The sequence below is a fragment of the Paraburkholderia phymatum genome, from assembly GCF_040965635.1.
Classification (GTDB): Bacteria; Pseudomonadota; Gammaproteobacteria; order Burkholderiales; family Burkholderiaceae; genus Paraburkholderia; species Paraburkholderia phymatum_B.
Map to the genome: position 1 here is coordinate 243,050 of NZ_JBFRCH010000006.1, position 21,346 is coordinate 264,395.

General features: G+C 65.9%; 19 protein-coding genes and 1 riboswitch. Of the genes, 2 read left to right on the forward strand and 17 right to left on the reverse strand.

The features are described from left to right. Positions 1–29: 29 nt before the first annotated feature. The 16 genes from AB4Y32_RS14740 to AB4Y32_RS14815 are packed head-to-tail and all read right to left on the reverse strand — an operon-like array spanning position 30 to position 16,179. Complete coding sequence (locus AB4Y32_RS14740; protein ID WP_368722021.1) at positions 30–1,256, reverse strand: beta-ketoacyl synthase; 1,227 nt, start codon at positions 1,254–1,256, stop codon at positions 30–32. Continuing rightward, the gene (locus AB4Y32_RS14745) at positions 1,253–2,479 is read right to left on the reverse strand and encodes a beta-ketoacyl-ACP synthase (protein ID WP_368722022.1); all 1,227 of its coding nucleotides are present in this window, start codon (positions 2,477–2,479) and stop codon (positions 1,253–1,255) included. The genes AB4Y32_RS14740 and AB4Y32_RS14745 overlap by 4 nt, the downstream gene beginning before the upstream one ends. After that, positions 2,479–3,204 (reverse strand): 3-ketoacyl-ACP reductase FabG2, encoded by a 726-nt coding sequence (locus AB4Y32_RS14750; RefSeq protein ID WP_368722023.1) that lies wholly within the window; start codon positions 3,202–3,204, stop codon positions 2,479–2,481. The genes AB4Y32_RS14745 and AB4Y32_RS14750 overlap by 1 nt, the downstream gene beginning before the upstream one ends. Beyond that, positions 3,201–3,683: an ApeP family dehydratase gene (locus AB4Y32_RS14755; protein ID WP_368722024.1), complete on the reverse strand. Its 483-nt coding sequence runs from the start codon at positions 3,681–3,683 to the stop codon at positions 3,201–3,203. The genes AB4Y32_RS14750 and AB4Y32_RS14755 overlap by 4 nt, the downstream gene beginning before the upstream one ends. Positions 3,684–3,719: 36 nt before the next feature. After that, the gene (locus AB4Y32_RS14760; protein ID WP_368722025.1) at positions 3,720–4,901 is read right to left on the reverse strand and encodes a beta-ketoacyl-[acyl-carrier-protein] synthase family protein; all 1,182 of its coding nucleotides are present in this window, start codon (positions 4,899–4,901) and stop codon (positions 3,720–3,722) included. Next, positions 4,898–7,315 carry an MMPL family transporter gene (locus tag AB4Y32_RS14765; protein ID WP_368722136.1) on the reverse strand — a complete coding sequence of 806 codons (2,418 nt, stop codon included), beginning with the start codon at positions 7,313–7,315 and terminating at the stop codon, positions 4,898–4,900. The genes AB4Y32_RS14760 and AB4Y32_RS14765 overlap by 4 nt, the downstream gene beginning before the upstream one ends. After that, the gene (locus AB4Y32_RS14770; RefSeq protein WP_368722026.1) at positions 7,315–7,986 is read right to left on the reverse strand and encodes an outer membrane lipoprotein carrier protein LolA; all 672 of its coding nucleotides are present in this window, start codon (positions 7,984–7,986) and stop codon (positions 7,315–7,317) included. The genes AB4Y32_RS14765 and AB4Y32_RS14770 overlap by 1 nt, the downstream gene beginning before the upstream one ends. Next, on the reverse strand, positions 7,974–8,411 hold the full coding sequence (locus tag AB4Y32_RS14775) for an acyl-CoA thioesterase (RefSeq protein WP_368722027.1): 438 nt from the start codon (positions 8,409–8,411) through the stop codon (positions 7,974–7,976). Before AB4Y32_RS14775 ends, AB4Y32_RS14770 begins: the two co-directional genes overlap by 13 nt. After that, the gene (locus AB4Y32_RS14780; RefSeq protein ID WP_368722028.1) at positions 8,411–10,003 is read right to left on the reverse strand and encodes a histidine ammonia-lyase; all 1,593 of its coding nucleotides are present in this window, start codon (positions 10,001–10,003) and stop codon (positions 8,411–8,413) included. The genes AB4Y32_RS14775 and AB4Y32_RS14780 overlap by 1 nt, the downstream gene beginning before the upstream one ends. After that, positions 9,990–11,756, reverse strand: a complete 1,767-nt coding sequence (locus AB4Y32_RS14785; protein WP_368722029.1) for a glycosyltransferase family 2 protein — start codon at positions 11,754–11,756, stop codon at positions 9,990–9,992. The genes AB4Y32_RS14780 and AB4Y32_RS14785 overlap by 14 nt, the downstream gene beginning before the upstream one ends. Continuing rightward, the gene (locus tag AB4Y32_RS14790) at positions 11,753–13,456 is read right to left on the reverse strand and encodes an AMP-binding protein (protein ID WP_368722030.1); all 1,704 of its coding nucleotides are present in this window, start codon (positions 13,454–13,456) and stop codon (positions 11,753–11,755) included. Before AB4Y32_RS14790 ends, AB4Y32_RS14785 begins: the two co-directional genes overlap by 4 nt. Beyond that, positions 13,453–14,103 (reverse strand): hypothetical protein, encoded by a 651-nt coding sequence (locus AB4Y32_RS14795; RefSeq protein WP_439899789.1) that lies wholly within the window; start codon positions 14,101–14,103, stop codon positions 13,453–13,455. Before AB4Y32_RS14795 ends, AB4Y32_RS14790 begins: the two co-directional genes overlap by 4 nt. A gap of 47 nt (positions 14,104–14,150) precedes the next feature. Beyond that, on the reverse strand, positions 14,151–14,408 hold the full coding sequence (locus AB4Y32_RS14800; RefSeq protein ID WP_087738017.1) for an acyl carrier protein: 258 nt from the start codon (positions 14,406–14,408) through the stop codon (positions 14,151–14,153). After that, positions 14,405–14,704: a phosphopantetheine-binding protein gene (locus AB4Y32_RS14805; protein ID WP_368722031.1), complete on the reverse strand. Its 300-nt coding sequence runs from the start codon at positions 14,702–14,704 to the stop codon at positions 14,405–14,407. The genes AB4Y32_RS14800 and AB4Y32_RS14805 overlap by 4 nt, the downstream gene beginning before the upstream one ends. Next, positions 14,685–15,479 (reverse strand): lysophospholipid acyltransferase family protein, encoded by a 795-nt coding sequence (locus AB4Y32_RS14810; RefSeq protein WP_368722032.1) that lies wholly within the window; start codon positions 15,477–15,479, stop codon positions 14,685–14,687. Before AB4Y32_RS14810 ends, AB4Y32_RS14805 begins: the two co-directional genes overlap by 20 nt. After that, complete coding sequence (locus AB4Y32_RS14815) at positions 15,463–16,179, reverse strand: beta-ketoacyl synthase chain length factor (protein WP_368722033.1); 717 nt, start codon at positions 16,177–16,179, stop codon at positions 15,463–15,465. Before AB4Y32_RS14815 ends, AB4Y32_RS14810 begins: the two co-directional genes overlap by 17 nt. Positions 16,180–16,709: 530 nt before the next feature. After that, positions 16,710–16,894: riboswitch (yybP-ykoY riboswitch) on the forward strand. Positions 16,895–16,949: 55 nt separating this feature from the next. Between AB4Y32_RS14815 and AB4Y32_RS14820 the strand changes: the two genes are divergently transcribed. After that, entirely contained in the window at positions 16,950–17,522 is a 573-nt protein-coding gene (locus AB4Y32_RS14820) for a TMEM165/GDT1 family protein (RefSeq protein WP_368722034.1), read from the forward strand. 90 nt (positions 17,523–17,612) lie between these two features. On the opposite strand, the gene AB4Y32_RS14825 is transcribed toward AB4Y32_RS14820, so the two are convergent. Then, entirely contained in the window at positions 17,613–18,308 is a 696-nt protein-coding gene (locus tag AB4Y32_RS14825) for a DUF4136 domain-containing protein (protein ID WP_368722035.1), read from the reverse strand. 179 nt (positions 18,309–18,487) lie between these two features. Here AB4Y32_RS14825 and pepN point away from each other — a divergent pair, with 179 nt between their 5' ends. Then, positions 18,488–21,190: an aminopeptidase N gene (gene pepN / locus AB4Y32_RS14830; RefSeq protein ID WP_368722036.1), complete on the forward strand. Its 2,703-nt coding sequence runs from the start codon at positions 18,488–18,490 to the stop codon at positions 21,188–21,190. Positions 21,191–21,346: the final 156 nt, after the last annotated feature.

Here is a 21,346-nt window from a genome sequence, read left to right on the forward strand (position 1 = left end):
GTCCCGGGTTTGGTCCCGACAGGCGGCGGTCAAATCCTTGTGAACATCAGACTCGCGCAACTGCCGCCAAAGCCGAACGACACCGACATCGACTTATCGATGCGCGCGTCGCGCGTCGCCTGCACGAGCGGCAGCGCCCGCGCCAATGGCTCGATGTCCTCGATGCCCTGCGTGCCGGCGATAAAGCCGTCGCGCATCATCAGCAGCGTGTAGATCGCTTCGTGCGCGCCGCATGCGCCGAGGGGATGCCCCGTGAGTCCTTTGGTCGACGAAAACGGCGGCACGTCCGAGCCGAATACCGTTTGCAATGCGCGCAGTTCTTCGAGATCGCCGAGCGGCGTCGACGGCGCGTGCGTGTTCACGTAGTCGGGGGGCGTGCCCGCTTCGTCGAGCGCGGCCTTGATCGCGCGCGCGATGCCCGGCGCGTGCGGCGTCACCATGCCCGCACCATCCGTGCTGTGGCCGAAGCCCGTCAGCTCCGCGTAGATGCGCGCGCCGCGCGCGAGCGCATGATCGAGCGCTTCGAGCACCAGCACGCCGCCGCCCGAGGCGATCACGAAGCCGTCGCGCGCCGTGTCGTACGGCCGCGACGCGCGCGCGGGCACGTCGTTGAAGCGGCGCGAAAGCGCGTGCATCGCGTCGAACATCAGCGTCATGTTGTCGTGCAGGCATTCGCTGCCGCCTGCGAGCACGATCTGTTGACGCCCCGTCTGGATCAGTTGCATCGCCTGGCCGATTGCGAGCGCCGATGTCGTGCAGGCCGACGACGGCGAATACGTGACGCCTTCGATGCCGAACACCTGCGCGACATTCGCCGACGCCGTGCTGCTCATCGCCTGCGGCACCGTATACGGCGGCGTCCTGTCGATACCGCGAGCATTCGCCACGGCCACCGCTTCATCATATGCGGACATCGCGCCGACGCCCGAGCCGATCACGGCGCCCGCATCAAACGAGCGCAGCGCAGCGGGATCGAGACGGGCGTCGTCGACGGCCTTGCGCGCCGCGTGACACGCAAAGCGCGCGGTGTCGCCCATGAAACGCTCGAGCTTGCGGTCGAATGGCGGCTCGCTCGCCACCGACGCGACGCCCGCGACCTGCGTGCCGAAGCCGCGCGCGCGCCACGCGTCGACATGTGTGACGCCGCTGCGCCCTTCGCGCAACGCGGCGCTGACTTCATCGAGCGTATTGCCGAGACAGGACACGATGCCCATGCCCGTCACGACGACACGCTGCAAGCGACGCTGACCGCTCATCGAACGCGCCTGAAAATCAGCGACGTATTGATGCCGCCAAACGCAAAGTTGTTGCTCATCGCGTACTCGGCGTCGATGCTGCGGCCCTCGCCCCGGATGTAGTCGAGCGGCGCGCAGGCAGGATCGACGTCGGTGAGATTCAACGTCGGCGCATACCAGTTGCGCTTCATCATCTCGATCGTCCACCACGCTTCGAGCGCGCCGCACGCGCCGAGCGTATGGCCGACGTAGCTCTTCAGCGATGAAATCGGCATGCGTTCGCCGAAGGTCAGCGCCGTCGCCTCGCTCTCCGCGATGTCGCCGCGATCGGTCGACGTGCCGTGCGCGTTCACATACGCGATCGCCCGTGCGTCGAGCTTGGCGTCTTCGAGTGCGAGTTGCATCGCGCGCGCCATCGTGTTCGCCGTCGGCTGCGTCATGTGCGCGCCATCCGAATTGCAGCCGAAGCCGACGATCTCCGCGTGAATCGTCGCGCCGCGCGCCTTCGCGTGGTCGTACTCTTCGAGCACGAGCGTCGCCGCGCCCTCGCCGACCACGAGACCGTCGCGCTTCGCATCGAACGGACGCGGCGTCAGATGCGGCTCGTCGTTGCGCGTGCTGGTCGCATAGAGCGTGTCGAACACGGCCACCGCTGGCCCCGACAGTTCTTCCGCACCGCCCGCGAGCATCAGCGCCTGCTTGCCCGTCGCGATCGCTTCATACGCGTAGCCGATTGCCTGGCTGCCCGACGCGCACGCCGACGACGTCGGCACGATGCGGCCTTTCAGGTCCCAGAAGAGGCTCACGTTGACGGCCGTCGTGTGCGGCATCATCTGCACGTAGCTGTTCGATGTGACGTTCGTCATCGCGCCCGTTTCGAGCATCGCGCCGAACGCGCGTATCGGCTCGACGGAACCGGACGACGAGCCATAGGCGACACCCATGCGGCCGTCCTTGATGGTTTCGTCGTCCGCGAGGCCCGCGTCGGCGAGCGCCAGTTCGCTCGCGCGCACCGCGTACATCGACACCGTGCCCATCGATCGCGTCTTCTTGCGCGGCCATTGCGCGGGCTGTTCGAACGCGGGCAGCGGACACGCGAGGCGCGTATGCAGCGACTCGAAGTAGTCCCACTCCGGCATGCGACGCACTGCATTGCGGCCCGCCTTCAACGCCGCTTCGATCTCGTCCCAGTGGCTGCCGAGCGCCGTGACGCCGCCCATCCCCGTAACGACGACTCGCTTCATCAGATCATCCCGCCATTGACGCCGATCACCTGACGCGTCACATACGAGGCCGCATCCGACATCAGGAAGCTGACCACCGACGCGACTTCAGCCGGTTGACCGACACGGTTCATCGGCACGGTCTTCAACGCGTGTTCGAGCGGCACGTCGTCGAGCATGCCCGTTTCGATCAACCCGGGCGCCACGCAGTTGACCGTGATGCTGCGCGACGCGAGTTCGACGGCGAGCGCCTTCGTCGCGCCGATCAGCCCCGCTTTCGCCGCGCTGTAGTTCACCTGGCCGCGATTGCCGATCACGCCCGACACCGACGCGATCGTCACGATGCGGCCGCCTTTTTTCGCGCGGACCATCGGCATCGTCAGCGGATGGACCACGTTGTAGAACGCGTCGAGCCCCGTTTCGATCACGACGTCCCAGTCTTCGTCGGTGAGCGCGGGAAAGGCGGCATCGCGCGTCACGCCCGCGCTGCACACGATGCCGTAGTACGGACCGTGCGCAGCCACATCCGCTTCGAGCACTTCGCGGCACGCGGCGCGCTCGCGCACGTCGAATTGCAGCACGCGCGCCGAGCCGCCTTGCGCCGCGATGCCCGCCGTGACGGCTTCCGCTTCCGTGCGGCCCGTGCGGCAATGCACGGAGACGGCGAAGCCGTCGGCGGCCAGTTGATACGCAATCGCGCGGCCGATGCCGCGGCTCGCGCCCGTTACGAGAACTCGCCGGCTCATGTACTGAGACTCCCTTCGATGAACGTCTGAAAATCGCCCGGTTGAAAGACCTTGATGACGGCCTCCGCATAGCGCGCGCCGTCATGATCGATCGTGCATTCGTACGCGCTGTGCCCCTCTTCGCTGCGCAGCACTTCATGCACGCCGATCGTGAGTTGCGCGTCGCGCGCGAACGCACTCACATGTGCGTTGTAGCTGCGCGTGCCGAGCAGCACGCCTGGACGCGCACGGCCGCCCGCGCGCATCGCGAGCAGCGCGACATGCGCGGCCACCGCTTGCGCCATCAGTTCGATGCCGATCCACGCGGGCATTGCGCCGCTTTGATCCGCATACCACGCGTCGCCGCGCACGGCCGCATAGGCCGTCAGCGCAACGTCGCTGCATGCGCTCACGCCGTCGATCAGCAGCATCGTGCCGCGATGCGGCAGGATCGTGTCGATCGGCGGAAAAATTTCGTTGGTCTCGGGTGTGGCCGTCATGTCGTTATGTTTTTGCTGCCTGGCATTCGATGCGGCTTAACGCGCCAGTATCAGGCTGACGTTGCTGCCGCCGAACGCGAATGAATTGCTCATCACATACCGCGTGCCGCCATTGCGCGGCACATGCCGCTCGTCCTGCACGAGATCGAGCGCGGGCAACGCCGGGTCCGCTTCGCCGTCCCATTGATGACGCGGCATCGCCACGTCTCGCGCGAGCGTGAGCCACGCGAAGCCAAGTTCCGTCGCGCCCGCCGCGCCGAGCTGGTGCCCCGTGAACGGTTTCGTGCCGCTCGCGGGCACGCCGTTCGCAAACACGCGCGCCATCAGATGCGCTTCCATGTCGTCGTTCTTGCGCGTGGCCGTCGCGTGCAGATTCACATACGCAATCGCCGACGCTTCGATACCCGCGTTCTTCAGCGCATCGCGCAACGCGAGTTCGCCGCCGACGCCGTGCGGGTCCGGCGCGGATATATGATGCGCGTCGCTCGATTCGCCCGCGCCCGCGAGGCGCACTTCGCCTTCATCGCGCGTCATCAGAAACACGGCGGCGCCCTCGCCGACATTGATGCCGTTGCGATTGCGGCTCATCGGATTAGTGCGCGTGATGCTCGTCGATTCGAGCGACGCGAAGCCCTGCACCGTCAGCTCGCACAGCGTATCGACGCCGCCGACGATCATCGCGTCGCACAGACCCAGCTGCAGCAAACGGCGAGCCGACACGAACGCCTTGGCGCTCGACGTGCACGCCGTCGAAATCGTAAATGCGGGGCCTTGCACGTCGAGCGCGGCGGCCGCGAACGGCGCGGCCGTGCCGATCTCCATCTGCCGGTAGTTGAAGTTGTCGGGCAGTTGACCCGCTTGCGCCTGATGAACGAACGCGACTTCCGCTGCATCGATGCCCGATGTGCTCGTGCCGAGCACGACGCCGATGCGATGCGAGCCGTAGCGCTCGCGCGCGGCTTCGATCGCGGGGCGAATCTGCGCGAGCGCCGCGAGCAGCATGCGGTTGTTGCGGCAGTCGAAGCGCTTCAACGGTTCGGGCGGCGCGATGTCGAGCGGCGTCGACACGCGGCCGACGAATGCATCGCCGATGCCTGTGTGCATCAGCCCCATGCCCGGCGATTGCGCCGCCGCGAGCGCGGGCACGATCGAATCGACGTCGCCGCCGAGCGCATTGACCATGCCGAGCGCGTGCAGATAAACAGATGGCAGCGTCATGCGGCTCTCCTCGTTGCGGATCTTTCCTGATGCGGCATCCCGATCGGCGCAAGCAGCACCGACACGAGAATACCGAGCGCCAGCGTGGCGCCGAAACTCTTCAATGCGGGCATCTCGCTCATGCCGAGCATGCCGAACGACAGCAGCGTCGTCGCCGCCGACAGCAGCACGCCCGTCCACACGGCGCCGAGATCGGCGTGATCGCGCAGGCAGCCTTCGCGCAGAAACACCGCATAGTTTGCGCCGACGCCGAGCACCAGCATCAGCGCGAGACAGTTGAACAGATTGAGCGGCACGCGCGCGTAGCCGAACGCGGCCAGCGTCACGCCGATCGCAAGCAACACGGGCAGCGTGGTCGCGACGCCGCCGCGCGGCTTGTAGCGCACCATCAGCAGCACCAGCACGAGCAGCAGCGCGAGCGCGAGCCAGATGCCGCTATCGACGCGATACGCGCCGAAGAGCTTCGACACGCTCGCGGCCTTGTCGACGAGCACGACGCCTTCGACGGAACGCGCGGTGTTCGTCAACGTCCGAACGTTGTCGGGCGTCACGCGCTGCGGAATCACGACGGCCGCATAGCCCCGTTGACCGCGAGCGTCCACGGCACCCAGCCACAGATGACGATACGGCTGCGACCATGATGCCGAGAGCCACTGCTCGACCGTCAACGGTGCGGTGTTCGATTTCGCGTACGAAGCGAGCCACGCGTCAGCGACTTCATCGCGAAAGCCTGCTTGCAGCAGCATCGAACGCTGCGCCGCGGGATCGCTGAACACGTGCTGCGCGAGCACTGCATGCGCATCGGCCTGGCGTTGCGCCGACGGCACGAACTGCGTGACCGATTGCCAGCCGTTCACTGACTGCGCGCCGCTCAATGCGTCGAGCTTCGCGCCGAGCGCTTCCGCGCGCTGCAACACGGCTTCCTGCGAAGGTCCGCGCACGACGAAGAACTGCGCCGTGTTATCGACGCCGATCGCATTGCGCACCTGATCTTCCTGCGCCACCAGCGACGCATCGCGCTGGATCAGTAGATGAATGTCGTCGTCGCTCGTCAGGCGCAGCCAGCCGGGAATCGCGGCGAGCACGAGCACGCCCGCGACGATCCACGCGCGCCGTCCGCCGATCACCGCATGCCAGCGCGCGAGCAGCACGGCGGCACGGATGAAGAGACGCCGTTGCGCGCGCTTCGGCCCTTTGGCGAGCAGCACGGGCAGCAGCCACAGCACAGACGCGAACGCCGTGCAGATGCCGGCGATCGCGAAGCACGCGATCTGCTTGAGCGCCGGGAACGGCACCCACGCGAGCATCGCGTAGCCGAGCAGGCTCGTTGCGAGCGCGACGCTCAACGCGGGCCGCACCGAACGCGCGCCCTGCCGCGCATTCCAGCCATGCCGCGCGCCGAGATAGACGACGAAGTATTGAATCGAATAATCGACGGCCTCGCCGATCAGGCTCGCACCGAACACGAGCGTCAGCAGATGCAGCTTACCGAACACGAGCATCGTCGCGGCGAGCGCGCACACGATGCCGAGCGCCGTCGACACGAAGCCGAGCAGCAGCAGACGCGGCGAGCGGAACACCCACAGCATCAGCAACGCGATGCCGCACGCGGACGCGACGCCGATCAGATGCACTTCGCGCTCCGACGCGCTGCGCGCCGCCTCCGCATAGAACACGGCGCCCGTGCGCGCGACGCTTGCATCGAAATAGCTCGCCTTCAGCGACGCCTCGGCTTGCGCGGCGGCCGACAGCACCGCTCTTTGAGTCTGCGTTTCGTATGCGGAGCCCCGCAGCGTCGTGACGACGAGCACGCTCGTCCTGTCGCCTCGATGCGCGACGAGCATGTTGTCTTCCAGATCGAGATTCGATGTTGCAAGCGGCAAGCTCGCGAGCCAGTGTTCGAGCCAGCCGAACGGATCGTCGGCGAGCTGCGTTGCGAGCGGGCCGCGCACCGGGTTGTAGATGCGCTGCATGAGCGCGTCGTGCAGTTGTATCGTGTTGCTTGCGAGCGCGTCGCGATCGCCGCGTGTCAGCAGGCCGAAGCGATAGGGCACGTAAAGCGTGCCGATCTGCGACATGTCGAACGGCGGCAATTCCGCCGTCACCGAGCCGAATGCGCCGCTCTTTTGCAGCGCCCCGCCGAACTCTTTCGCAGCCGCTTTCGCGTGATCGGCGTCCTGACTCGTGACGAGAAACACAGTGCGGTCGCCGAGCGCGTTGGCGAGCGTATCGACGGCTTTTTCGGCGACAGGATCGGCTTCCGTCGCGGGCAGCAGCGCGAGCAGGTTCGTCTCCAAAGGCGACGGCCCCATGAAGCGATGGCCGCAGTAAAGCGAAGCAGCGAGCGCGAGCACGAGCCATGCGGCCCTGATGCCCCACAACTGCGTCTTCGTCCACGGTCGCGCCAGCAGCATCATTGCGCTCCGAGCAGCGTCCGTTCGCCGGGCGCCAGTTCGTTGACGGCTTCGCTCTTCGCGAACTCGATCTGCGTGACGTCGCCGTTCGAGAGCACGATACGCAATGTCTGCAGGAATTGACCGCCCGTCATCTGCAAGCCCTTGATCGATTGCGCGAGCTGCGGCTGGTTCGGCTTCAGTTCGAGCTTCCATTGCGACGCCGTGCCTTGCGCATCGACGTCGAACTGCGAGTACAGCGCGGACAGATCGCCGCCGAGCATCGCACGCATCATCCTGGAGACCTGCGCGACGCCCCTGACGCCTTGCGCGCTCTTCGTGCCGATGCGCTTGCCGTTCGCATCGACTTCGCTCACGCCCGCGTCGCCGATCACGTAGGTCGCCTTGTACGGTGTGTCGATGCGCCAGATCACGCCGCGCTCGCGACAGAACACGAGCGAGCCCGTGCTGACGAGCGGCTGCTTCATCGCGGAGAGCGTCTGCGTCTGCGTGAACTGCGCGCGCACGCCCTTCGTTTGCGCGAGACGTGAGGCGATCTGCGAGACGAGCGCTGCGTTGGCGTTTTGCGCTTGAGGCTGCGTCTGAGCTGCAGCATGCACGGTCGTCAGAGTGCTCAAGCTCGCGGCAAGCAATGCAGCCATCAGCGCGACGCGAAATGTCAGCGTACCCATGCGCGCTCCAGCTTCTCGAACACGATGGACGGCGAGACGAACTGCAGCTCCTGCGTGGCGGCATCGACGGCCACCTGGATCGTGTAGCCCTTCGTCAGCCGCGCGCCCGTCGCGCAATCAACGATTTCATAGCCTATTTTCAGGCGGTTTTCGAATTCGAGCAGTTCCGTGCGCACGTCGAGCCGCTGGCCGTACGTCGCGGGTCGCACGTACTTCAGATGCGCCTCGACGATCGGCCACAGATAGCCCGACGCCTGCATCTCGCGATAGTCGTAGTCGAATGCGCGCAACAACGCAGCGCGGCCGATCTCGAAGTACTTCAGATAATGGCCGTGCCAGCAGACATTCATCGCATCGACATCATGAAACGGCACTTCGACGAGCGCGCTCGCTGTCAATGTCTTGCCCTGACGACACTCGTTCATCACGCGCCTCCCGCGACTTCGACGAGCGCGCAATCAGCGATGCGAGCCGTCAGCGCGCGTAGATCGCTTTCGAGCGCACGGTCTTCGCCGACGAACGGCGACAGCGCCGCGACCTGTCCGGCGAACACGCGCAGCGGCGCGGGCACGGGCGTCGCGCCGTCGATGCGCATGCGCAGTTCGAGCGCCTGCACCGTCGCGAGCGTGTGCGCAGCGGCGACCTGCTCGGTCAATTCGAGCACGCGCAGGCAGTCGCGCGCGGCGATCGTGCCCATGCTGACCTTGTCCTGATTGTGCGCTTCCGTCGAACGCGAGAACACGCTTGCGGGCATCGTGTGCTTGAGCGCCTCCGCTGTCCACGCCGACGACGAAATCTGCACCGCCTTGAAGCCGTGATTGATCGGCGCGCGCGCCGACGTTGCACCCGACAGGTTGCGCGGCAAGCCGTTGTTGAACTTGTCGTCGACGAGCAGCGCAAGCTGCCGGTCCATCAGGTCGGCGAGATTCGCGACGGCTGTTTTCAATGCGTCCATGGCGAACGCGATATGGCCGCCATAGAAGTTGCCGCCATGCAGCACCCGCTCGCCATCGGGATCGATCAGCGGATTGTCGTTGGCGCTATTGAGTTCGTTCTCGACGTCGCGCCGCACCCACGACAGCGCATCGACGGTGACGCCGATCACATGCGGCGCGCAGCGGATCGAATAGCGGTCCTGCAAACGATGGCCCGGCGTATCGTCGCGGCCCGCGAGATCCGCGCGTATCCATGCGGCCGCATCGGCCTGGCCCACGTGCGGCTTCGCTTCGAAGATCAGCGCGTCGAAGTGCGCGGCGCGGCCGTCGAGCGCGACCGTCGCGAGAGCCGTCAGGCGCGCGGCAAGACGCGCGAGATGCCCGGCGCGCGCGAACGCGAGACACGCGAGCCCCGTCATCACGGCCGTGCCGTTCATCAGCGCGAGACCTTCCTTCGGCGCGAGCGTGAGGGGCGCGTGGCCGAGTTGCGTCCATACGCCCGCGGCATCGCGCAGCGTGCCGTCGAACATCACGTCGCGTTCGCCGACGAGCGCAGCGGCCACATACGAAAGCGGCGTGAGATCGCCGCTCGCGCCGACCGACCCTTCAGCCGGAATGCGCGGCAGCACGCGATGATTGATCAGATCGGCGAGCCGTTCGAGCAGCACGGGACGCACGCCGGAAAAGCCATACGCCAGCGAGTTCAGACGCGCGGCGATCACGGCGAGCGTCTGCGTGTCGTCGAGATACGCGCCCATGCCGCAGCCGTGATAGCGCGTCAGTTGCAGCGGCAGCGCTTCAACGAGTTCCATCGGCACGTCGACGATGCACGCGTCGCCATAGCCCGTGTTGACGCCATACACCGTTTCGCCCGCCGCGAGATGCCGGCGCAGAAAATCCGCGCCGCGCAGGATGCGCGAGCGCCACGCGGCATCGCCGCTCAGCGCGACGCTCGCGCGCCCCTTCGCAATCGCGACGACCTCTTCGATCGACAGTCTGCGCCCGCCGATCACCACCGCGCGCGGCGTTGCCGCATGCGCGGCGTGAGCGTGTGCATCGTCGATCAGATCATGTTCTGACATTCGCGTCTCCGTGTGGGATGCCACCCGTTATCGCTTTTCGGGGACGCGCCCAGAAATCGAAGAAGTTGAACCATTGATAAGGCGCCTTGCGGCAATAATGTTCGAGGCGCGACGCATAGCGCTGCGCCCATGCAGCGATGTGCTGCGCGCGTTCGCGGCGCGGCAGGTCGATGCGCTCGGCGAACGGCTCGAAATACAGGCGATAGCGCTCGCGGTTTCGTTCATCGCGCTCTTTCAGGCAGAAGAACAGATACACGGGGCAGCCGAGCGCATGCGCGAGCACATACGGCCCTTGCGCGAACGGCGCCGTGGCGCCGAGAAACTGTGCGTCGGTCGTGCGGCCCGATTCGCGCGCGGGCACGCGGTCGCCGACGATCACGAGCAGTTCGCCCGCATCGATGCGCTCCTGCATCATCATCGACGTTTCGGGCCCGAAGTCGCTCACCTGCACGAGACGCTTCGCGAATTCGCTGTTCGCCATCGACAGCACGCTGTTGAAGCGCTTCGCGTGCTCGGTGTAGACGATGGCCGTGACCTTCGCATGGCCGCCGCTCCACGCGAGCGCGCGCGTCATTTCGAGGTTGCCCAGATGCGCGCCGATCACGAGCGCGCCACGGCCGCTCGCGACGAGCGCTTCGAACGCAGACGCATCGTCGAACACGACATCGCTGGAACCGATGCGCCCCGACCACGCCGCGAGCTTGTCGAGTCCCGATTGTGCGAACGCGAGCATGTGCCCGTAGGCCGAACCCCAGCCGGGGCGCGGCGTGCGCCCGCCTTGCGTCGAATGGGCGAGATGCGCGAAGTAGTTTCGCGAAGCTTCGCGCGCGGCGCGGCCCGTCAGCAGAAAATACGCGACGATGGGATGCAGCCACAGCGCAGTAAAGCGCATGCCGAACAGCTTGCAACTGAGCGCGAGCAACGTCATGCCGAGGCGGCTGCCGCGTTCGGCGATGCGCCACCACTTCGCGTCGTCGCCGCTCGCAACAGCGGCGGACTTGCGCGGCATGAACTTGTGCGCGAGCAACAGCGGCAAACGCAGCAGCATCCCGCACACGAGCCTCGTATGGCTCGCGCTGATGCGCACGTTGTCCCACAGCACGTCGAAGTGCGAGACGCCATCCGTTGCATACGTGACGCGGGTCGGAATCGCGCGGAACGCGAGACGGCGCCAGTACAAGCGCACGAGAATCTCGATGTCGAAGTCCATGCGCGTCGGCAGATCGACGCTGTCGATCAACGCGCACGCGGCATCGAGCGGATACAGGCGAAAGCCGCACATCGAATCGCGGATCGTGAACGACAGCGTCTCGATCCACACCCACACATGTGTCAGATAGCGGCCATAGAGACGCGCCTTCGGCACGCTCTCGTCATAGACGGGGCGGCCCAGAATCACGGCACCCGGCTCGGCGCGCGCGCCAGCGATGAAAGGCGGCACGTCGTTCGCGTCGTGCTGGCCGTCGGCATCGATCTGCAATGCGTGCGTGTAGCCGGCGCGCTTCGCGGCACGCAGTCCCGCCATCACGGCCGCGCCCTTGCCGCCGTTGACGGGCAAGCGCAGCAGCGTCATCTGATGGCGGTACTGGCAAGCCAGCTTCGCGAGCACGGCTTGCGTCGCTTCATCGCTGCCATCGTCGACGACGAAGATGGGCAGGCCGTGCACCAGCAGACGCTCGACCGTGCCGACGATCGCATCCTTATGGTTGTAGATCGGAATGACGATGCACGCGGCGAAGGCGGCTCCGCTCATGCGCGCTCCCGGTATACGATGACACCCGACGAGCAGTCGCGTCCGTCGAGCCGGAACGCGAACTGCACGCGCCGCCGCGCGGCATCGTGCGACAGCTTCAGATCGAGCATCGCGCCCGGCATCACGGGTGCGGTGAACTTCAGGCGATCGACGGATTCGATGTCGCGCACGCCCGTTACATGCTCGGCGGCAAGGCGGATCGCCCAGTCGAGCTGCACGACGCCGGGCAGAATCGGCAGGCCGGGAAAGTGGCCTTCGAAATGCACGAGCGTCGGCGGCACGCGCAGTGCGTAGTGCAGGTCGTCGCCGCTGCGCAATTCCGACAGCAGTTCGAAGCCTTCGGCGCGCGCGTCGAACGCGGCGGCAACGGCCGCGACGGGCAGCTTGCCGCGCGCATCGAATGGCAACGCGATGCGAAAGCGCCAGTGACGCGGCAGCACGACCACGTCGAAATACGCGGCGAGATGGCGGCGCAACGTCTTCGCGAGCGCGACGCGACCTTCGCTGCGCAGCGCGTCGCTGCCCGCATCGTTGAGCGCGACGACGGCACCGACCCGCTCGCGCGACGCGCCCGCGAGCGGCACCACGCAAGCCTGCGCGACATACGGATGCAGCGCGAGACGCGCTTCGACTTCGGGCAGCGACACGCGCTTGCCGTCGAGCTTGATCACGCGATCGAGCCGCCCTTGCAGACGAAAGCGGCCGTCGTCGTCGAACGCGATCGCGTCGTCGGTGCGATGCCAGTCGTCATGGTCCAGATGCGGCGAGCGCACGAACAGCGCGCCGTCTTCGCCGCGCCGCACGTCGACGCCGTTGACGGGCTGCCACGCGGCCGTCTCGTTCTGCCGGCGCCACGCGATGCCGCCCGTTTCCGTGCTGCCGTAGATCTCGACCGGCGCGCTGCCGAAGGCCGCCGTGTATTCGGCTGCGGCTTCGGCGGAAAGGGGCCCGCCCGACGAAAAGAATGCGCGCGGCGCAGGCGTCAACGCAGCGAAGCCCGGCAACGCGGGCCAGCGCGACAGTTGCGCCGGCGACGACACGACCACAGCCGCGCCGCATTGCTCGATGCGCGACTGCACATGCTGCGGCTCGTTGCAGATCGCGCGATCGAATGCGCGCCCCGCCGCGAGCGGCCACATCACGCGAAACAGCAAACCGTAGATGTGATGATGCGGCACGCTCGCGAGCATGGTCGCATCGCCAACTACAGCACCCCACTCGCGTTCGAGCGTGTGCACTTCGGCGTTGAACTGCGCGAGCGTCTTGTGGATCGGCTTCGGCGTGCCGCTGCTGCCCGACGTGTACAGCGTGAGCGGCGCATTCGGATCGATTGCGAACGATGCAACGGGCGTGGATGCTTGCGCGCCGGCATGCTCGCGGACGTCGGCATCCGTCAGCACGGCATCGTAGGCGCCCGCCAGATCGGCGAGATAGCCGGGCGTTGCGTTCGCGGGAATCACGGGCTCTTTGCCGCACGCGAAGAGCGCGAACAACGCGCACGCGAAGTCGAAAGGATCGCCAATGCACAGCGCGTAGCGTTGCGCATGCGCCCCGCGCAATCGCGCGGCGATCGCGGCAACGCGCGCGCGGAACGACGCGAAGTCGATCGTGGAATTGGCCTCGCCGTCGCGACGCGTGTTGCGGCAGATGGGCGCACGAGCGTCGCGGCCACACGTCAGCAGATCGTGCAGCGCGATCATGCCGCCTCCGAACGCCGTGCGTGCGGCTGGATCACCAGATAGCGCCACGCGATTTCACCCACCAGCAGCACGCCGATCAGTCCGTACGCAATCGCGCCGTTATACAGCGACCACGCTTCGCGCGACCAGTACAGCGCCGTGTAGAGCGAGAACGCGCCATTGAGCACGAAGAACACACACCAGATCTGCGTCACGCGGCGCGTGTAGCGGATCGCGGGCTCGCCGAGATCCGGCGTGCCGATGCGCGCGAATTTTTCGATCATCGTCGGGCCGCGCACGAGCGTCGCGCCGAACGCGATCAGCAGACCGAGATTCACCAGCGACGGATAGATGCGCAGCAACAGCTCGCTGTTGGTCCAGACGATGGCAGCCGATGCGATGCTCAGCATGAACGCCACGCTCCAGTCGACACGCGTGAGCCTGCGCAGCGACGCGCCGAACGCACCCGTGCCCGCGCAACGTTGCAACCACAGCAGCGCGAACAGCAAACAGCCGACATAGCGCGGCGTATCCCAGAACCACGCGCACAAGATCACGGCGGGATACGCGAGCTTCGCGACGATCGAGAGCGCGAGGCCTGCCCAGCCGCGCTGGTTCATTGCGGACGCGTGAGCGCCGTCATGCGGCCGTTGTGCGGAAGCCTGCATGTGCGCCTCGTTCGAAGCGTCGCGCGCGTGCGAACGTTGCGCGTGCATCAGCCCTGCGCCGCGAGCAGCGATTCGACGGCAACGATCACGTCGCCGACCGTACGCACCGACTTGAACTCTTCTGGCTTGATCCGGCGGCCCGTCATTTCCTGCAGCTTGATCGCGAGATCGACGGCATCGATGCTGTCCAGGTCGAGCTCTTCGAACAGATGCGCGTCGGGCGTCACGCGTTCAGGCTCGATCGCAAAGTTCTCTTTGAAGATCGCGCGGATGCGCTCAAGAATCTCGGTGTCGGTCACGGTCATTCCCCTTTCTTTGTGGTTTCGCCCGACTCATGCGCCAGTTCGCGCTGGCTCGCCACCAGCGCTGCAAGCGTATTGATCGAGCGGAAGTGCTCTCGCGTGCGTTCGTCGTTCGCCGCGATCGTCAGTTGATAGTGTTTGCGCAGCACGATGCCGATTTCGAGCGCGTCGATCGAATCGAGACCGATGCCGTCGGTATCGAAGAGCGGCGCATCGTCGTCGATGTCGGCGGGCGTCAGGTCTTCCAGATCGAGCGCTTCGATCAGAAGCTGTTTGATTTCAAGCTTTAAAGAATCCATAGTCGAACAGGTGCCGGGTGATGTGTGCTTCGATTGCGCTCGTCACCGCGCGCGCGGCGAGCGCGGGCGGTTCGTCGTGCGATGCCAGCCCGTCCGCGCCGACGGGTTCGAGCACGTTGACGCGCATGCGGAACGCGCGCTCGGGCACGTTGTACCAGCGCATGCCCTTCGTGAAGGCCGGCGGATCGCAGTCCATCAGGACGGGCAGGATCGGCGCGCCGGACTTGAGCGCCATATGCGCGAATCCGCGCGAAAAAGTATGCATCCGGTTGCGCGCCGGGCTGCGCGTGCCTTCCGGAAAGATGATCATCGTGTAGCCGCGCGCCAGTTGCCGCGCGCCTGCGTCGACGAGCTCGACGGGGTCGGCATTGCTCACGTACTCCGCCGCGCGCACGACGCCCCAGAAAAACGGATTGCCCCAGTGCGCGCTCTTCACGACGCAGCACGCACGCGGCGTCAGCGACAACAGCACCATCACGTCGAGCCAGGTCGGATGATTCGCGACGACGATGGCGGGGCCCTCGCCGTTGCGGCGCAGCGCTTCGACGCCGCGCGCATCGAGCTCCATGACGCCCGCCCGCTGCAGCACGGCGACGAGCGCGCGAAAGAACGCATGAATGATCGCGGTCACGGCGCGCTGCTTCGACGCGCGATGCGGCCATATCCACGCGATGGGGAACAGGATCAGCGAAAAGCCGAGTCCGCAGACGCCGAACGCCGTGAACGCGAGCGCCGTCGCCACGAGGCGCCAGCGATAGTCAAGCCACGCCTTCATGCCAGCTCCATGCCCAGGCGGCGTGCTCGCCGCGCCACTGCGCGGCCGTGCGCGTGTCGAGGCAGTGATGCACGGCCTGGCTCTGCGTTGCAAAGACGGTACCCGACGGTGCTTCTTGTGATGTGTTCGTAGCGGCCGTCGTCGCGGCCTTGCGCGCGCATGACAGCCGGCCCGTCGCGGCTGAGTCGTCGAGCAGGATCGCGAGCGCGCCGCCGTGCACTTCCTCTTCTATCGTGCCGTAGGCGGGATCGGCGGGCTCGTCGGCGTAGACGAGCAGCACGGGCGTCGACGGGTCGGTCGCGTATTGGGCGTGCGCTTCGAGCAGCGCGTAGCCGAGCGTCTCCGCGCCCGCAGACAGCGCGCTCGCGGCTGTGCGGTCGCCGCGCGCGATGCCGAATACGCCCGTCATCGCGTTGAGCACGGAAAGACTGAACGAAGTCGGCGAGACGGGCTCGCCCGCGCTGATGTTGCGCAGGATATCGGTCGTGCGGCGCAACTCGCCGTGGCGCGAGGCGAAAACAATCCGCACATTGGGGTGGTCGGCGGCGCACCCGTGCGCGACCTTCAGCGCGACCCGCGACAGCGTACTCAGACGACGCCGCACCATCGGCTCGATGAAGCCAATGTCGGGGGCGACGGCTGCGACGGCAGGCCACGAAGACCAGCGAGCAACCGGAATTGTCCAGTGCAGATCGGGCATATCGGTGTTCGCGCGTGAAGGCTGCTGGCGCCGTGGGCGCGCCTGCCGTCGACAGCACGTGAGGCGCGCTACTCCGGGGCGGGGCGCGACGCCAAGGTGAATCCAGGATTGACTTAAGGAATCACCGAAATAACGGCACGCAGCGACGATTATTTAGGGCGGAATGTCAAAACCGGGCTTTCGTCTGGTAATTACCTCGGCCGCCCGAAATGATACAGAGCATTCTGGCCGAAATCAGCCAGAAAAGACGTATCCATCTGTATCCGTCTCTTGCGCGCGACGAAAGCGTTTTCCTGCATTTCCCGAAAGGCATCCGCCTGTTCCAAGGGGTTCGCCGCGCCCCGTCGAACACGGGGGACGGAACAGTAGCACGGGTTTTGTTACTTCCCCATTCCCGTGGGGGACATGCGACAGTTCCGTTAAAAATCTACATTGGCGCTCCGCGCCGCAGCGGCTTGCTGTAAGTGAGCGAAGAGTCGCCACAAGTTGCGCAACGCGCGACGCTGCCGCACAGGCCACCGTGCTATACTCCGTCGCTCATTGGGGAGTAGCCGCCCTGCTTCATGCCCGCGCAACGGTTCGGTCAGACCGAACAGCGAGCGCAGCGCGCATGAATCGCGGGGGCGCCTGTCAACAGACTTGGCCATATCGGCCATGGCAGACGCAGCCTCTGGCCTGGCGAGACCGATGATCCACCACCGCCGCTCTAGGGCCCGGCGCGTCGTGGGTCGTCGCTCGCACACATCTCGGCCCGGGGAATCTATCGAAACGTGGAACAAGCATTTCTGATCTCGACCGGCGCCGTCGCGCTCGCTGAAATCGGCGACAAGACGCAACTGCTCTCGCTGGTCCTTGCCGCGCGCTACCGCAAACCGCTGCCCATCATTCTCGGCGTGCTTGTCGCGACGCTCATCAACCACGCGGGCGCCGGCGCGCTCGGCGCGTGGCTCGGCTCGCTCGTCACACCGACCGTGATGCGCTGGGCGCTGGCCGCCTCGTTCATCGGCATGGGTCTGTGGATTCTCGTGCCCGACAAGCTGGAAGACGAGGAAGCGAACACCAACCGCACGCACTTCGGCGTGTTCGGCGCGACCGTGGTCACATTCTTCCTCGCCGAAATGGGCGACAAGACGCAAATCGCGACCGTCGCGCTCGCGGCGCGCTTCCATGACTTCTTCGGCGTCGTCGCGGGCACGACGCTCGGCATGATGATCGCGAACGTGCCGGCGATCCTGCTCGGCGACCGCTTCGCCCACAAGCTGCCGACCAAGCTCGTGCACGGCATCGCGGCGATCATGTTCGTCGTGCTGGGCGCGATGGCGTTGATGGGTATCGGCGTTTGACAATTCGCGCCGCGTTTGGCGCGTCGCGTCGGTGAACAAAAAAGCCGCATCGCTCACACTATGCGGCTTTTTCTTCGCGCGCGAACGCGCCTACTCGACAGTCTTCGCGCCCGACGCCGGGACAGGCGCCGACGCGCCGCCCGCCGCGACCTCGTTCGACGCGCCGTCTTTCCCGTTCAAAGGAATCTTCACCGTGCGCACCGCGCCGTTGCTCAACGGGAAATCGGACATCGCGCTGCGCGCGAGAAAAGGCATTGCGGCAATCAATGACGACTGCTCGTCCGTGTTGCGCGCCGTCACGTTGTAGACCTCCTTGCCCGACGCGCGCTCCGTGATGCGAATGCCGAGCAGGTGCGTGTACACGGGATAGCTCTGGTTCACATAGGTCGGCGGGAACGGACCCCACGGGCCCCACGGATCGAATGGCCGCCCCCAGTAGTACGGGCCCGGCCACGGGTTGTAGTAGTAGACGGGCTGCGCCACCGTCACGGTATCGGAGCGCATGCCCCAGGCGAGCGCTACCAGATAGCGCGCGTCGCGCGCATCGGCTTGGCGGAACGCGTGCAGCGCGAGTTCATTCGCGACGATCTGTTCGTATGTGGCCTGTTCGAGATTGTTCTTCTGCTCCGGCGCGCGCGTGAACGCGTAAGTGCGCGTCGCGTCGCTGCCGCTCCAGTCGGAAAAGGCCGTCACCTGCGTCGTGACATAGGTCGTGCAGCCCGCCAGCAGCGTAGCGAGCGCCGCCAGCACGAGCACCGCGTGGCGGGTCAATCGGACGAGCTTCATGGTCTACCTCGTTGATATCGTCGCCCGCGTCTGCGCGCGAGCGGCCCGATAATACGCTGACTCATACGGCCGGTAAAAAGTTCTGTCCGCACGATCGGCCGAGGCTTTGTACAATGGTCCGACCCGCCCGGCCTGCGCACGACGCTCGCCGGCTTCGAGCTTTCTTCCGTCACGACACCATGGCCGATACCGAAACGCCTCAAGTGATCCGCCGCGCCGACTACGCGCCGCCCGCCTTTCTCATCGATACCGTCGCACTCGAATTCGATCTCGTGCCCGAGCGCACCGTCGTCAGGAATACGATGCGCATCCGCCGCAATCCCGATGCGGTACGCGCCACGCATCTCGAGCTGATCGGCGAGCAGATGGAATTCGTCGAGGCGTCGCTCGACGGCAAGCCTTATGCCGGCGCGCATGCGCACAAACACGGCCTGACCGTCGACAACGTGCCCGACTCGTTCGAGCTGACGGTGACGGGCATCTGCAATCCCGCCGCGAACACGACGCTCTCGGGCCTCTACGTATCGAGCGGCAACTTCTTCACGCAGTGCGAAGCGGAAGGCTTCCGGCGCATCACGTGGTTCCTCGACCGCCCGGACGTGATGGCCACCTACACGGTGACGATGCGCGCCGACAAGGCCACGTACCCGGTGCTGCTGTCCAACGGCAATCTGCTCGAACATGGCGATCTGCCCGACGGCCGTCACTTCGCGCGCTGGGAAGACCCGTTCAGGAAGCCGAGCTATCTGTTCGCGCTCGTCGCGGGCAAGCTCGTCGCACTCGAAGAACGCGTAAAGACGAGCTCCGGCAAGGAAAAGCTGCTGCAGGTGTGGGTCGAGGCGCACGATCTCGACAAGACCCGTCACGCGATGGATTCGCTGATCCACTCGATCCGCTGGGACGAAGAGCGCTTCGGCCTCGAACTCGATCTGGACCGCTTCATGATCGTCGCCGTGAGCGACTTCAACATGGGCGCGATGGAGAACAAGGGCCTCAATATCTTCAACACGAAGTACGTGCTGGCCAATCCTGAAACCGCGACCGATACGGACTTTTCGAATATCGAGGCCGTCGTCGGCCACGAATACTTCCATAACTGGACGGGCAATCGTGTCACGTGCCGCGACTGGTTTCAGTTGAGCCTGAAAGAAGGGCTGACCGTATTCCGCGATCAGGAGTTTTCCGCGGATATGGCGAGTGGCGGCAGCGCTGGCCAGGATCAGGCAGCGCGCGCGACGAAGCGCATCGAGGATGTGCGCGTGCTGCGTCAGATGCAGTTCGCCGAGGATGCCGGCCCGATGGCCCATCCCGTCCGCCCGGAAAGCTATGTCGAGATCAACAACTTCTACACGATGACCGTCTATGAGAAAGGCTCGGAAGTCGTGCGGATGTATCAGACGCTGTTCGGTCGCGAAGGCTTCCGGCACGGCATGGATCTGTACTTCAAGCGCCACGACGGCCACGCGGTGACATGCGACGACTTCCGTCACGCGATGGCCGACGCGAATGGCCGCGACCTCGCGCAGTTCGAGCGCTGGTACAGCCAGGCGGGCACGCCGCGCATCGCAGTCTCGACGAACTACGACGCCACGAAAAAACGCTACACCGTGAAGCTCACGCAAGGCTTCGGCGACGCGTCGCCGGCCGCGCGCGAAACGCAGAAAGGCCCGCTGCTGATTCCGTTCGCGATCGGCCTGATCGGCGCGGACGGTCAGGACTTGCCGCTGCGCCTCGAAGGCGAAGCATCGGCGTCGCCGCAAACGACGCGCGTGCTCGAATTCACCGAAACCGAGCAGGCCTTCACGTTCGTCGATGTCGCCGAAAAACCGCTGCCGTCGCTGCTGCGCAATTTCTCGGCGCCCGTCGTCGTCGAATACGACTACACGGCCGATGAGCTCGCGTTCCTGCTCGCGCATGACAGCGATCCGTTCAACCGCTGGGAGGCCGGCCAGCGACTCGCGACGCGCGAGCTGCTGACGCTCGCCGAGCGCGCGGCAACGAGCAAGACGCTCGAACTCGACGATACCGTCGTCGCCGCGTTCGCCCGCGTGCTGAACGACGAGACGTTGTCGCCGGCGTTCCGCGAGCTTGCGCTGATGCTGCCGTCGGAAGCGTATCTCGCCGAGCAGATGGACGAGTCGAATCCGGCCGCCGTGCATAGCGCGCGGCAGTTCGTGCGCAAGCGTCTCGCATCGGCGCTCAAGGGCGACTGGCTCGCCATCTACGAACGGCATCAGACGCCGGGCGCGTATGAGCCGACGCCGAAAGCGGCCGGCCATCGCGCGCTGAAGAATCTGGCGCTCGCCTATCTCGCCGAACTCGACGATCCCGCCGATGCCGTGCGTCTCGCGAAGGCACAGTACGACGCGGCGGACAACATGACGGATCGCGCGTCGGCGCTGTCGGCTTTGCTGACGGCTGCGGCATCGAACGGCGGCGCGGCCGCCGCGGATGTGCTCGACGACTTCTATCGCCGCTTCGAGAACGAGCCGCTCGTCATCGACAAGTGGTTCGCGCTGCAAGCGATGCAGCGCGGCACGAAACAGCGCCATGTGATCGACATCGTGCGCAAGCTGATGACGCATCCCGCGTTCAACCTGAAGAACCCGAACCGCGCGCGCTCGCTGATCTTCAGCTTCTGCTCGGCGAACCCGGCGCAGTTCCATGCGGAAGACGGCTCAGGCTACACGTTCTGGTCCGAGCAGGTGATCGCACTCGATGCGCTCAATCCGCAGGTCGCGGCCCGTCTCGCGCGAGCGCTGGAGTTGTGGCGGCGCTTCACGCCCGCGCTGCGCGAGCAGATGCGCGCGGCGCTGGAGAAGGTCGCGGCTCAGGCGAAGTCGCGCGACGTGCGCGAGATTGTCGAGAAAGCGTTGGGCTGATCCTTATTAGCCATCGATGGCAGTCAAAAGCCGGCACACGTGCCGGCTTTTTTCCTCCGTTCATCTGAGCTTGCATCGCCAATGGACTTGGATTCTCCCGTTCGACGCGGTGGTTCTATCCGGCACAGCGAACGCATAGCTCAAATCGACCCTTCT

What these genes read in the sequence shown, in the direction of transcription:
- AB4Y32_RS14805 (WP_368722031.1), bottom strand. Translation starts at nt 14,704, where the DNA reads ATGGATTCTTTAAAGCTTGAAATCAAACAGCTTCTGATCGAAGCGCTC.
- AB4Y32_RS14790 (WP_368722030.1), bottom strand. Translation starts at nt 13,456, where the DNA reads ATGATCGCGCTGCACGATCTGCTGACGTGTGGCCGCGACGCTCGTGCG.
- AB4Y32_RS14825 (WP_368722035.1), bottom strand. Translation starts at nt 18,308, where the DNA reads ATGAAGCTCGTCCGATTGACCCGCCACGCGGTGCTCGTGCTGGCGGCG.
- AB4Y32_RS14810 (WP_368722032.1), bottom strand. Translation starts at nt 15,479, where the DNA reads ATGAAGGCGTGGCTTGACTATCGCTGGCGCCTCGTGGCGACGGCGCTC.
- AB4Y32_RS14765 (WP_368722136.1), bottom strand. Translation starts at nt 7,315, where the DNA reads ATGCTGCTGGCGCGACCGTGGACGAAGACGCAGTTGTGGGGCATCAGG.
- AB4Y32_RS14795 (WP_439899789.1), bottom strand. Translation starts at nt 14,103, where the DNA reads ATGCAGGCTTCCGCACAACGGCCGCATGACGGCGCTCACGCGTCCGCA.
- AB4Y32_RS14775 (WP_368722027.1), bottom strand. Translation starts at nt 8,411, where the DNA reads ATGAACGAGTGTCGTCAGGGCAAGACATTGACAGCGAGCGCGCTCGTC.
- AB4Y32_RS14760 (WP_368722025.1), bottom strand. Translation starts at nt 4,901, where the DNA reads ATGACGCTGCCATCTGTTTATCTGCACGCGCTCGGCATGGTCAATGCG.
- AB4Y32_RS14815 (WP_368722033.1), bottom strand. Translation starts at nt 16,179, where the DNA reads ATGCCCGATCTGCACTGGACAATTCCGGTTGCTCGCTGGTCTTCGTGG.
- pepN (WP_368722036.1), top strand. Translation starts at nt 18,488, where the DNA reads ATGGCCGATACCGAAACGCCTCAAGTGATCCGCCGCGCCGACTACGCG.
- AB4Y32_RS14780 (WP_368722028.1), bottom strand. Translation starts at nt 10,003, where the DNA reads ATGTCAGAACATGATCTGATCGACGATGCACACGCTCACGCCGCGCAT.
- AB4Y32_RS14755 (WP_368722024.1), bottom strand. Translation starts at nt 3,683, where the DNA reads ATGACGGCCACACCCGAGACCAACGAAATTTTTCCGCCGATCGACACG.
- AB4Y32_RS14800 (WP_087738017.1), bottom strand. Translation starts at nt 14,408, where the DNA reads ATGACCGTGACCGACACCGAGATTCTTGAGCGCATCCGCGCGATCTTC.
- AB4Y32_RS14740 (WP_368722021.1), bottom strand. Translation starts at nt 1,256, where the DNA reads ATGAGCGGTCAGCGTCGCTTGCAGCGTGTCGTCGTGACGGGCATGGGC.
- AB4Y32_RS14770 (WP_368722026.1), bottom strand. Translation starts at nt 7,986, where the DNA reads ATGGGTACGCTGACATTTCGCGTCGCGCTGATGGCTGCATTGCTTGCC.
- AB4Y32_RS14745 (WP_368722022.1), bottom strand. Translation starts at nt 2,479, where the DNA reads ATGAAGCGAGTCGTCGTTACGGGGATGGGCGGCGTCACGGCGCTCGGC.
- AB4Y32_RS14785 (WP_368722029.1), bottom strand. Translation starts at nt 11,756, where the DNA reads ATGAGCGGAGCCGCCTTCGCCGCGTGCATCGTCATTCCGATCTACAAC.
- AB4Y32_RS14750 (WP_368722023.1), bottom strand. Translation starts at nt 3,204, where the DNA reads ATGAGCCGGCGAGTTCTCGTAACGGGCGCGAGCCGCGGCATCGGCCGC.